The organism is Janthinobacterium sp. JC611 (assembly GCF_018682595.1).
Taxonomy (GTDB): domain Bacteria; phylum Pseudomonadota; class Gammaproteobacteria; order Burkholderiales; family Burkholderiaceae_D; genus Janthinobacterium.
This window is the reverse complement of record NZ_JAFLJN010000003.1, coordinates 480,307-492,224: the sequence shown is the minus strand read 5'-3', so window position 1 is coordinate 492,224 and position 11,918 is coordinate 480,307. Positions and strand designations below refer to the sequence as shown.

Genomic DNA, 11,918 nt, shown 5'->3' with positions numbered 1-11,918 from the left:
CAAGGCGAGCATGTTCAAGATCAGTACGATGGCGGCTGTCATCAGCGTCAGCCTGGGCCTGGGCGGCTGCAATGTCGCGCCCGTCAAGCGTGACACCTATAATGCGATCACCGATGCCGTCAAGGGCGCGGCGGCCACGACGGCGCCAGCGGCCCAGCCGGACGCCGTGGAAGCGGCGCTGCTGCCGCCCGTCGCGGCCCTGGCGCAGCAATTGCCGAAGGCCCGCGCCGCGCTCGACGAGCGCTTCAACGTGGCGTTCAACAATGTGCCGGCGCGCCAGTTCTTCAGCTCCATCGTGGCCGGCACGCGCTACAACATGCTGGTCCATCCCGACATCGGCGGCACGATTTCCGCCAACCTGAAGGACGTGACCCTGTTCCAGGCGCTCGACGCCGTGCGCGAACTGTATGGCTACGATTACAAGGTCGAGGGCACGCAGATCTACATCAAGCCCCTGACCATGCAGACGCGTTTGTTCCATGTCAATTACCTGACGGGCGCGCGCCGCGGCAGTTCCAACCTGCGCGTGTCGTCGACCTCGGTAGGCTCGGTCGGTTCGACCAACTCGGGCGGCTCGGGCAATAGCGGCAATAGCGGCAATAACAACCAGGGCAACAACAACGAGCAGAACCAGCAAACGAATGGCGGCCAGGGCGGCCGCACCCTGGACAGCAGCAACCTGACCACCTCGTCGACGGCGGATTTCTGGCCGGAATTGCGGGCGGCGCTGGAAGCCATCGTCGGCAGCAGCGAAGGGGGGCGGCAAGTGGTGCTCAGTCCGCAGTCGGGCGTGATCGTCATCCGCGCCATGCCGGAAGAGTTGCGCAATGTCGACATGTATTTGAAGGCCACGCAGCTGTCCGTCGACCGCCAGGTGATCCTGGAAGCGAAAATCCTCGAAGTCGAGCTCAACGACAACACGCAGACGGGCATCAACTGGGCCTCGTTCGCCTCGATCAAAAGCGGCCACACGAACCGCATCTCGACGGGCTTCATCCAGCCGGGCGGCACCCTGGCGCCGCTGCCGTTCAACGGCGGCCAGCCGCCCAACATGACGAATGGCAGCGGCTTGACGGCCAGCAGCGGCTTTGGTCTCAGTTCGGCGGCGACCTCGGCTGGCTCCATGTTCGGCCTGGCTTTCCAGACGGCCAATTTCGCCGCCATGATTTCCTTCCTCGAATCGCAAGGCTCAGTGCACGTACTGTCGAGCCCGCGCATCGCCACCATGAATAACCAGAAGGCCGTGCTGAAGATCGGCACGGACGAGTTTTACGTGACGGGCGTGTCGACCACGACGAATACGACGGCCAGCGGCGCGACCACCAGCCCCAACGTGACCTTGCAGCCGTTCTTTTCCGGCGTGGTGCTGGACGTCACGCCGCAGATCGATGCGGACGGCAACATCATCCTGCACGTACATCCGTCCGTCAGCCAGGTGTCGACCATCAGCAAGGAAATCGACCTGGGCAGCGCCGGTTCGCTGAAGCTGCCGCTGGCCGCATCGAGCACGTCCGAGATGGACAGCATGGTGCGCAGCCAGGATGGCCGCATCGTCGCCATCGGCGGCCTGATGCGCCAGGCCACCACGGCGGACCGCTCGCAAGTGCCGGGCGCGGGCGATCTCCCCGTGCTGGGCGCGCTGTTCCGCAACACGGGACAGGTGATCCAGAAGCGCGAGCTGGTGGTGCTGATCAAGCCGACCATCGTCGATGGCGCCAATAGCTGGAACGAGGACTTGCTCGATTCGGGCAAACGCATCGAGGCGCTCGACCCGCGCCGTCCGTCGGAGCGGCGCTAAATGTACCAGGCCCATTTCGGCTTGCGCGAGGCGCCGTTCGGCCTCACGCCCGATACCAGTTTCTTCTTCAACGGCCCGCAGTCGCAAAAGGCGCTCAACACCTTGCTGGTGGCGGCGCGCAATGGCGAGGGCTTCATCAAGATCACTGGCGAAGTGGGGACTGGTAAAACCTTTTTGTGCCGCAAGTTCATGCAATCCTTGGGGCCGGACTTCGTCACGGCCTATATCCCGAATCCGAACTTGCCGCCCCGTTCGCTGATCCTGGCGCTGGCGGACGACCTCGATGTGTTGCTGGAGAAAGATGCTGATCAGCATCAACTGCTCAAGTCGCTCAACCTGCGCCTGCTCAACCTGGCGGCGCAGGGCAAGCGCGTGCTGCTGTGCCTGGACGAGGCGCAGGCGATTCCCGTCGACAGCCTGGAAGCCTTGCGCCTGCTGACGAACCTGGAAACGGAAAAGCGCAAGCTGCTGCAAATCGTGCTGTTCGGCCAGCCGGAACTGGACGTCAAGCTGGCCCTGCCGGAAATCCGCCAATTGGCGCAGCGCATCACCTTTCATTACCACCTGGGTCCGCTTTCGCGCGACGACGTGGATTTTTATGTGGCGCACCGCCTGCGCGTGGCCGGTTTCGACGGCGCGCGCCTGTTCAGCCGTGGCGGCGTGGGCAAGCTGTACCAGGCATCCGGCGGCATTCCCCGCCTGATCAACATCATGGCGCACAAGGCGTTGATGGTGGCGTATGGCGAAGGACGGCAGCAAGTGGGCGCCCGCCATGTGGCGCTGGCCGCCAGCGATACCCTGGCCGGCAAGCCGCGCCGCTTGTGGCGGCGGCCATGGCCGTGGCTGGCCGGCGCCGGCGTGCTGGCCGCCTGCGGCGTGAGCTGGACCTTATTGAACCGATGACGAAGATGAGCCTGTAGATGAGCCTGATTAACAAGATGTTGCAAGACCTCGATGCGCGCGGCACCCCCGATGGACGCGGCGACGCGGCCGGCATCCGCTCGGTGCCCGAACGCGAGCGGGGCGTCTCGCGCGCGCTGGTCTTCGGCGGCGCGGCCGGCTTGACGGCCGCCGCCATCGCCCTGGGCTGGGTTTACCTGAAACGCCCGCCCGTGCCGCCCGTGCTGGTCAATGTTGCCAGCACTTCCGTTCCGGCGCCCGTGCCTGCGGCCGTTGCTCCCGTGCCAGTGGTGGTCGCCGCAGCGGTGCCCGTCGTGGCGGTTGAAGCGGAACCCGTGTTCGAGGCCGAGGAAGCCGCCCCCGCGCCTGTCAAGGCGCGGCCAGCCGAATTGCGCCGCATCACGGAACAAGCCGTCAAGCCCGCCCCTGTGGTCGTGGTGAAGACGCCGGCACCGGCCGCCAGCGAGCGCATCGTCGATGGCAAGCAAGTCACGCCGCAGCAGCGCGTGGAGAATGCATACCGGCGCGCGCTGGCCCAGTTGCAGGATGGCCGCGTGTCCGACGCCATGCTGGCCTTGCAGCAGACCCTGGAGCTGGACCCGCGCCACCAGGGCGCGCGCGAAACGCTGGTGCGCCTGCTGCTCGAAGCGCAGCGCCCCGACGAGGCGGCCCGCCAGTTGCAGTTGAGCCTGGCGCTGGACCCGAAACAGCCGGCACAGGCGATGATGCTGGCCCGTTTGCAGCTGGATAAAACCGGCGGCGGCGCGGCCGCCCTCGACACTCTCATGCGCAGCTTGCCGTACGCCAGCGACAGCGGCGAATACCACGCCTTCCTGGCCGGCGTGCTGCAGCGCGAGCAGCGCTACCGCGAAGCGTCCGAGCACTACCAGCAGGCCCTGCAGGCGGCACCCGACAACAGCGTCTGGTGGATGGGTCTCGGCATCGCCCTGCAGGCCGACAACCACCCGGCCCAGGCGCGCCAGGCGTTCGAGCGGGCCAAGGGCTTGCAAACCCTGTCGCCCCAGCTGCAGGCGTTTGTCGAGCGCAAGCTGGTGCAGCTGACGGCGGTTACCACCAAATAAGCGCTAGCCGAGCGCATCACTTCCATATCCCCCGCCAGCGACATCGCAGGCAGTGGGGGGATGGATCAGTACCACATGACTGAAGCGGATGATCCCGCAAACAAGATGACGACTGCCTGGAAATTCTCCGATGCTCCCAATACTGCCTGCTTCACGACCACGGAGGTATTGAATGGTGCTCCCGTCGTGCATGTGTCCCATGATTACGAAGGGGATTGGCAATTTCACGGCGCGCCAGGCGCAACGGTATCGACCTCCGTCAAAATCGTCAGTCTGGCATACATGATAGGTACCGATGATTTGCTGGCGCGCCTGCATGACTTGCCCTATGGCTGGAGCGCGCAATGGAATGCAGGCGCAGGAAGCTGGGAGCGTTTCAAGGACAATCCATTTCCCTCGTTTTCGGAGCATGGCTATTATCTGGAAGACGCCATCTGGCTTGCCCAGTTTTTGACAGATATCAAGCCGCCGCCTGTGGAAGTGCGCGAGCAACTGGCCATCGGTTCGTGCGTGAAACTGGTTTTTCGCTTCGCCGCCGAAGATGGTGCGCGCGAAGATGGCCAGTGCGAAAGAATGTGGGTGCTAGTGACCGGCATCGATGAAGAGGAGGGCTGGTACACCGGCACCATCGAGAATGATCCGCAGCATCCGGCGGCCAAATACGGCGACCTTATCTCGTTTCATCCCCTGCATGTGGCAGACCTTGCTCATGAATAGGCATGAAAGGAAACGTCGTGCGAAATGAACGCGAAGGTGCGAAAGACGCCCGTCAGGAAATCAAGCGATACCAGGAACATATCAATTCGCCGCGCCTTTGCCCGGATCAGTGTTATCGCATGGCCAGTCCGACTTATGCCCTGGTGTGCTACGTCAACCAGGTGACGGGACTTTTCTTGAGCAAGAACTATTATATGATTCCGATCTTCCTTCAGCGCGCGCATGGGGCGCTGCTGGCGTTGAAGTCGGAGCGTGTCAGTGAGCCGTATCGTAATCTGATCGAGCAGTATCTGAGCCATGTAGCGCATTTCATCGTCAAGTATCAATGCCTGGCGGAAGATGAGCTGCAAGCCGCCCAATCTATTCCGCCTGCGTTGCTGGCGATCGCGCCTGTTTCGTTGCCGCAAGATTTGATCATGCCTGGCGAGTTTTGACGGTATTGTTGCCGACCTCGCCTGTGAAATTCCCTGCGACATTGATGTGGCTGTCGCATGTTTACTGTGATAAAGAAGGAAACCCATTTGAAATCGTTTAGCCTGCTCTTTGCGTTCTGCTGTCTGTGCAACAGCGCGCTGGCTGCCCCCGCCAGCGCCCCCGCCAGCTACGTCCTTGAGAATACGGAAGTGCGCGACATCCGCGCGCAAGCCCTCAAACGCGACTATCAGCTATATGTCGCCTTGCCCGATTCCTATCGGCAGGGAAATAAGCGCTATCCGGTGCTGTTCGTCACCGACGCCAATTATGCGTTTCCCGTCGTGCGCAATATCGCGCAGCGCCTGAACAAGCATGCCGGGATGGAAGAAGTCATCGTGGTCGGCTTGTCGTACGCGAATGGCGACGGCGGGGTGTACAGTCGCCGCCGCGACTACACGCCCACCACGCCGCGCAAGCATGATTACCGCTCGGACATGCCGGGACGCCAGCCGGCGTTCGGCGAAGCGAAGGCGTATGGCCAGTTCGTCTCGGGCGAGGTGTTCCCCTTTATCGCCAGTCACTATCGCGTGAACATGCAGCGCAAGGTGTTCATCGGCCATTCCTACGGCAGCCTGCTGGGCTTGCAATTCCTGCTGACGGAACCGCGCACCTTCGAGCATTACATCCTCGGCAGCCCGTCGCTGTGGTACGACGCCGGCGTCATGTTCGACCGCGAACAGGCGTATGCGGCCAGCCACAAGGACTTGCCCGCTTCCGTATTCTTCGGCATCGGCGGCCTGGAAAAGCTGGCGGCAGGCAAGAAGCGTTCGCGTTTGGAGGAAGAGGCCGACATGCTGGCCGACTTGCGCGAGTTCGACGGGAAGTTGAAATCGCGCAAGTTCCCCGGCTTGAAAACCCGTTTGCGCGTCTTCGAGGATGAAGATCACGCGAGCGTGTTTCCGCTTTTGCTCACGCATGGATTGCGGGCGTATCTGACGTCCGCAAAATGAACGGTGCCGGGCGCCGCCCGCCAGACAGTGCCGGCGTCGCCATGCAGATTCCGACCGCCGGAAGCGGTCATCGATAAGGTCAGCTGACATGCGTACATTGAATGAATTATTGGATACTGAAGATCCGGCGTTTCCGCTGATCCGGCAATGGGCCAGCGAGGCCGACATTCCGGTGGAGTTGCTGTCGCCCTCGGCCGGCAGGGAGGATGTGCTGCTGAGCCTGCAGGTCACCACGCGTTCCCCCCTCGGCGCGATCGCCTATGAAACGGGGGGCATCCTGGTGGATGAGGGCTGGCTGCGGATACTGGGATCGGGCCATGACAAGCTGGGCCGGAATATTGCTAAGTGGAATGAAGGCAAGGCCGAGGGCTTTCTGTTGGTGGCCGATGACGTGCTCGGCGGTTTTTTTGCCATCAACGGCGGCGCGCTCGGGGCCGACCAGGGCAAGCTGTATTACCTTGCCCCCGAGACGCTGGAGTGGGAAGCGCTGGAGATCGGCTTCACGGCGTTCGTCGAATGGGCCTTTAGCAGCCGGTTGCGGCAGTTCTACGGCCGGCAGCCTGGCGATGCGGATGGCTTTGACGAATTACCCGAATTGCCCGAATTGCCCTTGCCCGGCGAGCTATGCCTGAACTTTTATCCATGTCTGTGGACGCAAGAGGGTTCCCTCAAGACCAGTTCGCGGCGCGCCATTCCCGTGGCGGAGCAGTGGGCGCTCAACCTCGACCTGAAACAGAAGTTGCTGGATGCGCCTGCGGGTGCGAGTTGAGGCATGGCTTGCGGGCCGGCGAAATGACGTTTCAATCCCCGAATCCAGCAGTTTGTCGCAATGGCCGGTGTCAGAAAATGGCAAGGGGATAGCATATGTTGGGCTTTCTCGTGATGAGTTGCCCGCAAGCGAGTGTCCCGTACTGTCGCGGCAGGCAACGGACGCCCCTCCATGACCTCGACCAGGATGATACGCATGAAATTGACCCTTCCACATGTTCTTTCCACCTGCCTGCTGGGCGCTGTCGGCGTGATCGGCAGCGCGCACGCGGCTCCCGCCGATGTCGAACTGCTGGCCTTGGTGCAGCGCCATGCGCAGGCGCAGAATAACTTTGATCAAGGTGCCTTGAAAGCCACCACGGCCGAGAATTATGTGGAGATATCGCCGGTCGGCGAGGTGGACGGGCGTGAAAAAATGCTCTCGTTCTATGGGCCAGAGCAGAAGCGGCCGAGTCCCCAGCTCCAGGTCGATGAGCCGGTGGTGCGCCTGTTGGGCGATACGGCGCTCATCTCGGCGCGGCTGTCCTACCGTGTCAATCAGGAGGGGGGCGCCCGCACCTTCGCCCTGCGCGCCGGGTATGTGGCGCGGCTTGTTGACAAGCAATGGTTGCTGGTCAGCGCACAGTACACCGGTATCCGTCCGCCGAAACCGTAAGCTGACATTGGGTCTGGCGCCGGCCTTTCCCTGCCAGCCTACAGCCGCGCCTCGTCGCCCCACACATTGCGCATGCTGAAATGCAGGCCGGCATCGTCTTCGTGCAGCGAGGAAACGATGGCGTAGCGGCTGTCCGCCGTGTCGCGCGCGGGCAGTTGCGCCAGCTCGGCGGCGGCCAGCGGCGCGCCCAGCGGATCGCTGAGCGGATGCACGTGGGCGGCGCCCCGTTGCATCACCACCCCCAGTTCGCCGCTGCGCAGGCGCACCAGGGTGCCTGGCGGATACTTGCCCAGCAGATTGACGAACTGTTCGCCCAGCAGAGGGTCGATGGGCACGCCCTGGTCGAGGAAGATGTGCTGCAGTGCCTGGTCGGGCACGATGGAGCGGCGGTAGTTGCGCGCCGAGACGCGGGCGCAATAGCGGTCGGCCAGGCCGATCAGCTTGGCATTTTGCAGGATGTCATCGGCCGTGCGCCCCTGCGGGTAGCCGCTGCCATCGTCGTTTTCATGGTGCAAGAGCACGCAGCTCAGCCATTCCTCGTCATCGACGCCCGCGCAGCGCAGCAATTCCGCGCTTTCCTGCGGATGCTGGCGCACGATGCGCATTTCGTCGTCATTCAGCGGGCCGCGGCGGTCCTGGAAACTGTCGTGGTGGCGCAGCATGCCCACGTTCATCGTCAGCGCGGCCGCGCCGATCAACAGCAATTCATCGCGGGACTTGTGCATGCTGCGCCCCACCTGCATGGCAAGCAGCGCCGTTTCGATGCAGTGGCGCACGGCGTAGCTGCCGGCGATCTGGTTGAGCAGGATGCTGGCCAGGGCGATGTCGGCATCGTGCTCAAGCGCGCGCAGCAGTTCGCGGGCGAGGTCGCGCACGTCGCGTTCGGCATTGCTTTCGCTGCGCAAGTCCAGCAGCAGCCGTTCCAGGCGCTGCGCCGCCTCATTGAGCAGGCGCAAGACGGACGGCTGCTCGGGCGCGCCCACGTACAGGCCCAGCTGCATTAGTCGCCCCAGCTGCGCGCCATCCGTGATGATCTGCCCCTTGCGCAGTTGCGGGCCGGCACTATGGTCAGCCAGAAACAAATCCCAGGGCAGGGGTTCGCCGGGAACCAGGTCGGCCGGGCCGATGCGACGTTGTACCATGCTGTCTTCCTTTGCTCCGCCGCAGCGAAGCCATGCTCAGTGCTCGGTTATATGCTGCGCAGGCGCTCCAGCGCCAGGCGCAAGGTCTCGTCTTGCTTGGCAAAGCAGAAGCGCACGATGCCCGACTCCTTGCCCTGCGCATAAAACGCGGACACGGGAATGGCGGCCACCTTGATTTCCGTCGTCAGCCATTCGGCGAACTGCGCTTCGGTCTCTTGCGAAATGGCATCGTAGCGCACGCACTGGAAATACGTGCCGTCGGCCGGCAGCAGGGTAAAGCGGCTGCCCGCCAGGCCGTCGCGGAACAGGTCGCGCTTGCGCTGGTAAAACGCGGGCAAGTCCAGATAGGGCTGCGGCTTGGCCATGTAGCCGGCGATGCCGTGCTGCATGGGCGTGTTGACGGTAAACACATTGTACTGGTGCACCTTGCGGAACTCCGCCGTCAGGCTAGCCGGGGCCGCCACATAGCCGACCTTCCAGCCCGTCACATGATACGTCTTGCCGAAGCTGGAAACGATGAAGCTGCGCGCCGCCAGTTCCGGGTGGCGGCTCAGCGAGGCGTGCGGCACGCCGTCGTACACCATGTGCTCGTAGACTTCGTCGGACAAGATCAATATTTGCGTGCCGCGCACGATGTCGGCCAGCGCGGCGATATCGGACGGGCGCAAAATCGTGCCCGTCGGGTTATGCGGCGTATTGATGATGATCAAGCGTGTCCTGGGGCCGACGGCGGCGGCCAGCGTGTCCCACGGCACGCTGTAGCCTTGTTCACCCACTTGCATGGCCACCAGCACGGGCACGCCGCCGGCCAGGGCGATGGCGGGCAGATAGCTGTCGTAGGCCGGTTCGATGACGATGACTTCGTCGCCCGGATGCACGCAGCACAGGATCGCCGTGGTGAGCGCCTGCGTGGCGCCGGCCGTGACGGTGATGTCCGTGCCCGGGTCATAGCTGTGGCCGTACAGGCTGGCGATCTTGGCGGCAATCGCTTCGCGCAGGGGCGCGGCGCCCGTCATCATCGGATACTGGTTGTGGCCGGCGCGCATGGCGTCGCCGACCAGATCGACCAGCGCCGGGTCGCAATCGAAATCGGGAAAGCCCTGGCCCAGGTTGACGGCGCCATGCTGGGCCGCCAGGCTGGACATGCGGGTAAACACGGTGGTGCCCACGAGAGGCAAACGGCTGGTCAGGGTGGGAGTCAGGTGGGGCAGGGACGGGCTGTTCATGTACGGTAGGGTCGCGGTGCGGAAAGTGGAATCGTTTCCCATTCTAGCGCAGCGCGTGGCGTTCCGTGCAGGCCTCGATGGCTCAGCCCGGCAAGGCCCAGCCTTCCGGCAGCATGATCTTGAACATGCCGGCCTTGGCCGTCTTGCGGGCCAGTTTCAGCAGGGCCTTGTCCTTGGTGATGAGGATGTCGGCGTTGGCGTCGCGCGCCAGTTCAAGGAATTTCTGGTCATCCTTGTCCGTGCAGACGGGCAGGCGCACGCCAGAGACGGGCGGCGCCACCACCGTGATGTGGGCGTCGAAGCGGGCGGCGGCCACCGCGCGGCTGGCTTCGTCCAGCGGCAAATGTTTGTAATGCAAGACGACCAGATATTCCGCGCGGCAATCTTCACGCGTGATGGCGTGCACGGCGCCGCTTTCCATGGCCGCCAGCAAAGGCGCCCAGCGCGGGTCGTTGAAGACGAACAGGTCGAGGCAGACGTTGGTGTCGAGGACGAGTTTTTGTGGAGCAGGTATCATGTCGGCAATTCTATTCTGTAGTGATAATTTATGTTGATCGTGCTTTCGCCCGCCAAGAGTCTCGACCTGGAGACGCCGCCAACAACCTCGTTGCACAGCACCCCCGATTTTCTCGACCATTCCGCCCAGCTGATCGCCCGCATGCGCCAGTTCTCGCCGGCCGAAGTGGGCAGCCTGATGGGTATTTCCGACGCCTTGTCGGCCCTCAACGTGGCCCGCTACGCGTCCTGGACGCCGCAACTGGACGACGCGCGCCAGGCCATCATGGCCTTCAATGGCGACGTGTACGCCGGTTTCGAGGCGCGCAGCCTGCAGCCGGCCCAGCTCGACTATGCCCAGTCGCGCGTGCGCATCCTGTCGGGCCTGTATGGCTTGCTGCGCCCGCTGGACCTGATCCACCCGCACCGCCTGGAAATGGGCACGCGTTTGTCGACCACGCGCGGCAAGGATTTGTATGCGTTCTGGGGCGACACCATCACCGACGGTCTGAACCGCGCGGCCAGGGAGCAGGGCGCCAAGGTGCTGGTTAATCTTGCTTCCGAAGAATATTTCAAATCCGTCAAACCGCGCCAGCTGGAGGTGCCCGTCATCGCGCCCGTGTTCGAGGATTGGAAGAACGGCAAGTATAAAATCATCTCCTTCTACGCCAAGCGCGCGCGCGGCATGCTGGCCCGCTATGCCGCCGTTCACCAGATCCGCGACCCGCAGCAGCTCAAGCAGTTCGACGTGGACGGCTACGGTTTCGTGCCGGAAGCATCGAACGATACTAGTTGGGTATTTAGGCGCAAAGTGGGCGAATAAGTAAAAAAACCGGGCTAGCCCGGTTTTTTATTGCAGCTTACTGCCAGAATTTCCACCACTTGCGTTCCTTGTTCACCCCTTCCGGGCTGAGGAATGCCGTGTTCGGGTAGTTCTTGGTCAGCACGCGCAAGGTATCGTCGCGCAGGTCGGTCAAGCCCAGCTTGTCGTACGAGCGGTACATGATGAACAGCGCTTCTTCGATGGCGGGCGAGGCGGAAAAATCGCTGACCGTCGTTTGCGCGCGGTTGGCGGCGGCCAGGTAGGCGCCGCGGCGGTAGTAATAGCGCGCCACGTGCACTTCGTATTTCGCCATGGCATCGATCAAATAGTTCATGCGGGCCAGCGAATCGGGCGCATATTTGCTATTTGGGAACTTATCGACCAGTTGCTTGAACGCGGCAAACGCTTCGCGCGTGGCTTTCGGGTCGCGCTCGGTCGGGTCTTGCTCGTACAGGAAGTTCAGGAAGCTGATCTGATCGTTAAAGCTGATCAGGCCCCGCAAGTAGTACATATAGTCCACATTGGCGTGGTTCGGATGCAACTTGATGAAGCGTTCGACGGCGGCCAGTGCCTGAGCCTGGTCTCCCGACTTATAATACGCGTAAGCGATCTCCATCTGCGCTTGCAGAGCATAGTTGCCGAAAGGATAGTTAGCCTCCAGCTTCTGGAACAGGCCGATTGCAGCTTCATAGTGCTGCCCGGCCATTTCTTCACGCGCCTCCGAGTATAATTTCGTAACGGACCAGTTTTTGGTCTCATCCACTTTTTCAGGCAACAAGCTGCAAGCGGACATGCCGAGCAGAACGACTGAAGCGACTACCAACGATAATTTTTTTTGCATGACGTTTTGCAAGAAGGTTTTAACCAAGATTTTACAATAGGCTGATT

Annotated in this window: 13 protein-coding genes; 9 read left to right on the top strand and 4 right to left on the bottom strand. The window is 62.6% G+C overall.

Going from position 1 to position 11,918, the window contains the following annotated elements:
• Positions 1–10 precede the first annotated feature (10 nt).
• The 8 genes from mshL (at position 11) to J0O65_RS05095 (ending at position 7,344) form a co-directional block, all read left to right on the top strand.
• Entirely contained in the window at positions 11–1,798 is a 1,788-nt protein-coding gene (mshL, locus tag J0O65_RS05130; RefSeq protein ID WP_215404709.1) for a pilus (MSHA type) biogenesis protein MshL, read from the top strand.
• On the top strand, positions 1,799–2,701 hold the full coding sequence (locus J0O65_RS05125) for an ExeA family protein (RefSeq protein WP_215404707.1): 903 nt from the start codon (positions 1,799–1,801) through the stop codon (positions 2,699–2,701).
• 17 nt (positions 2,702–2,718) lie between these two features.
• Entirely contained in the window at positions 2,719–3,780 is a 1,062-nt protein-coding gene (locus J0O65_RS05120; RefSeq protein WP_251373444.1) for a tetratricopeptide repeat protein, read from the top strand.
• Positions 3,781–3,855: 75 nt separating this feature from the next.
• Positions 3,856–4,497, top strand: a complete 642-nt coding sequence (locus tag J0O65_RS05115; protein WP_215404705.1) for a DUF2314 domain-containing protein — start codon at positions 3,856–3,858, stop codon at positions 4,495–4,497.
• 2 nt (positions 4,498–4,499) lie between these two features.
• Positions 4,500–4,931, top strand: coding sequence for a hypothetical protein (locus tag J0O65_RS05110; RefSeq protein WP_215404703.1), 432 nt, complete (start codon positions 4,500–4,502; stop codon positions 4,929–4,931).
• Between the two features lie 87 nt (positions 4,932–5,018).
• A complete protein-coding gene (locus tag J0O65_RS05105; RefSeq protein ID WP_251373442.1) occupies positions 5,019–5,921 on the top strand; it encodes an alpha/beta hydrolase in 903 nt (300 codons plus the stop codon).
• Positions 5,922–6,009: 88 nt separating this feature from the next.
• Positions 6,010–6,690 carry a DUF2625 family protein gene (locus J0O65_RS05100; RefSeq protein ID WP_215404699.1) on the top strand — a complete coding sequence of 227 codons (681 nt, stop codon included), beginning with the start codon at positions 6,010–6,012 and terminating at the stop codon, positions 6,688–6,690.
• A gap of 195 nt (positions 6,691–6,885) precedes the next feature.
• Complete coding sequence (locus tag J0O65_RS05095; protein ID WP_215404697.1) at positions 6,886–7,344, top strand: nuclear transport factor 2 family protein; 459 nt, start codon at positions 6,886–6,888, stop codon at positions 7,342–7,344.
• Positions 7,345–7,382: 38 nt separating this feature from the next.
• Here the strand turns inward: J0O65_RS05095 and J0O65_RS05090 are convergent, their stop codons facing one another.
• From J0O65_RS05090 to J0O65_RS05080, 3 genes are all read right to left on the bottom strand, one after another.
• Positions 7,383–8,486 (bottom strand): HD-GYP domain-containing protein, encoded by a 1,104-nt coding sequence (locus J0O65_RS05090; protein ID WP_215404695.1) that lies wholly within the window; start codon positions 8,484–8,486, stop codon positions 7,383–7,385.
• Positions 8,487–8,533: 47 nt separating this feature from the next.
• Positions 8,534–9,712, bottom strand: coding sequence for a pyridoxal phosphate-dependent aminotransferase (locus tag J0O65_RS05085; protein WP_215404694.1), 1,179 nt, complete (start codon positions 9,710–9,712; stop codon positions 8,534–8,536).
• Positions 9,713–9,794: 82 nt separating this feature from the next.
• Complete coding sequence (locus J0O65_RS05080) at positions 9,795–10,229, bottom strand: putative toxin-antitoxin system toxin component, PIN family (protein WP_215404692.1); 435 nt, start codon at positions 10,227–10,229, stop codon at positions 9,795–9,797.
• A gap of 30 nt (positions 10,230–10,259) precedes the next feature.
• Between J0O65_RS05080 and yaaA the strand changes: the two genes are divergently transcribed.
• Positions 10,260–11,030 carry a peroxide stress protein YaaA gene (gene yaaA / locus J0O65_RS05075; protein WP_215404690.1) on the top strand — a complete coding sequence of 257 codons (771 nt, stop codon included), beginning with the start codon at positions 10,260–10,262 and terminating at the stop codon, positions 11,028–11,030.
• 37 nt (positions 11,031–11,067) lie between these two features.
• Here yaaA and J0O65_RS05070 read toward each other — a convergent pair whose 3' ends face one another.
• The gene (locus J0O65_RS05070) at positions 11,068–11,871 is read right to left on the bottom strand and encodes an outer membrane protein assembly factor BamD (RefSeq protein ID WP_152251933.1); all 804 of its coding nucleotides are present in this window, start codon (positions 11,869–11,871) and stop codon (positions 11,068–11,070) included.
• Positions 11,872–11,918 lie beyond the last annotated feature (47 nt).

Excerpts from the sequence above, each read along its gene's own strand:
- mshL (WP_215404709.1), top strand. The coding sequence starts at position 11 with ATGTTCAAGATCAGTACGATGGCGGCTGTCATCAGCGTCAGCCTGGGC.
- J0O65_RS05125 (WP_215404707.1), top strand. The coding sequence starts at position 1,799 with ATGTACCAGGCCCATTTCGGCTTGCGCGAGGCGCCGTTCGGCCTCACG.
- J0O65_RS05120 (WP_251373444.1), top strand. The coding sequence starts at position 2,719 with ATGAGCCTGATTAACAAGATGTTGCAAGACCTCGATGCGCGCGGCACC.
- J0O65_RS05115 (WP_215404705.1), top strand. The coding sequence starts at position 3,856 with ATGACTGAAGCGGATGATCCCGCAAACAAGATGACGACTGCCTGGAAA.
- J0O65_RS05110 (WP_215404703.1), top strand. The coding sequence starts at position 4,500 with ATGAAAGGAAACGTCGTGCGAAATGAACGCGAAGGTGCGAAAGACGCC.
- J0O65_RS05100 (WP_215404699.1), top strand. The coding sequence starts at position 6,010 with ATGCGTACATTGAATGAATTATTGGATACTGAAGATCCGGCGTTTCCG.
- J0O65_RS05095 (WP_215404697.1), top strand. The coding sequence starts at position 6,886 with ATGAAATTGACCCTTCCACATGTTCTTTCCACCTGCCTGCTGGGCGCT.
- J0O65_RS05090 (WP_215404695.1), bottom strand. The coding sequence starts at position 8,486 with ATGGTACAACGTCGCATCGGCCCGGCCGACCTGGTTCCCGGCGAACCC.
- J0O65_RS05085 (WP_215404694.1), bottom strand. The coding sequence starts at position 9,712 with ATGAACAGCCCGTCCCTGCCCCACCTGACTCCCACCCTGACCAGCCGT.
- J0O65_RS05080 (WP_215404692.1), bottom strand. The coding sequence starts at position 10,229 with ATGATACCTGCTCCACAAAAACTCGTCCTCGACACCAACGTCTGCCTC.
- yaaA (WP_215404690.1), top strand. The coding sequence starts at position 10,260 with ATGTTGATCGTGCTTTCGCCCGCCAAGAGTCTCGACCTGGAGACGCCG.
- J0O65_RS05070 (WP_152251933.1), bottom strand. The coding sequence starts at position 11,871 with ATGCAAAAAAAATTATCGTTGGTAGTCGCTTCAGTCGTTCTGCTCGGC.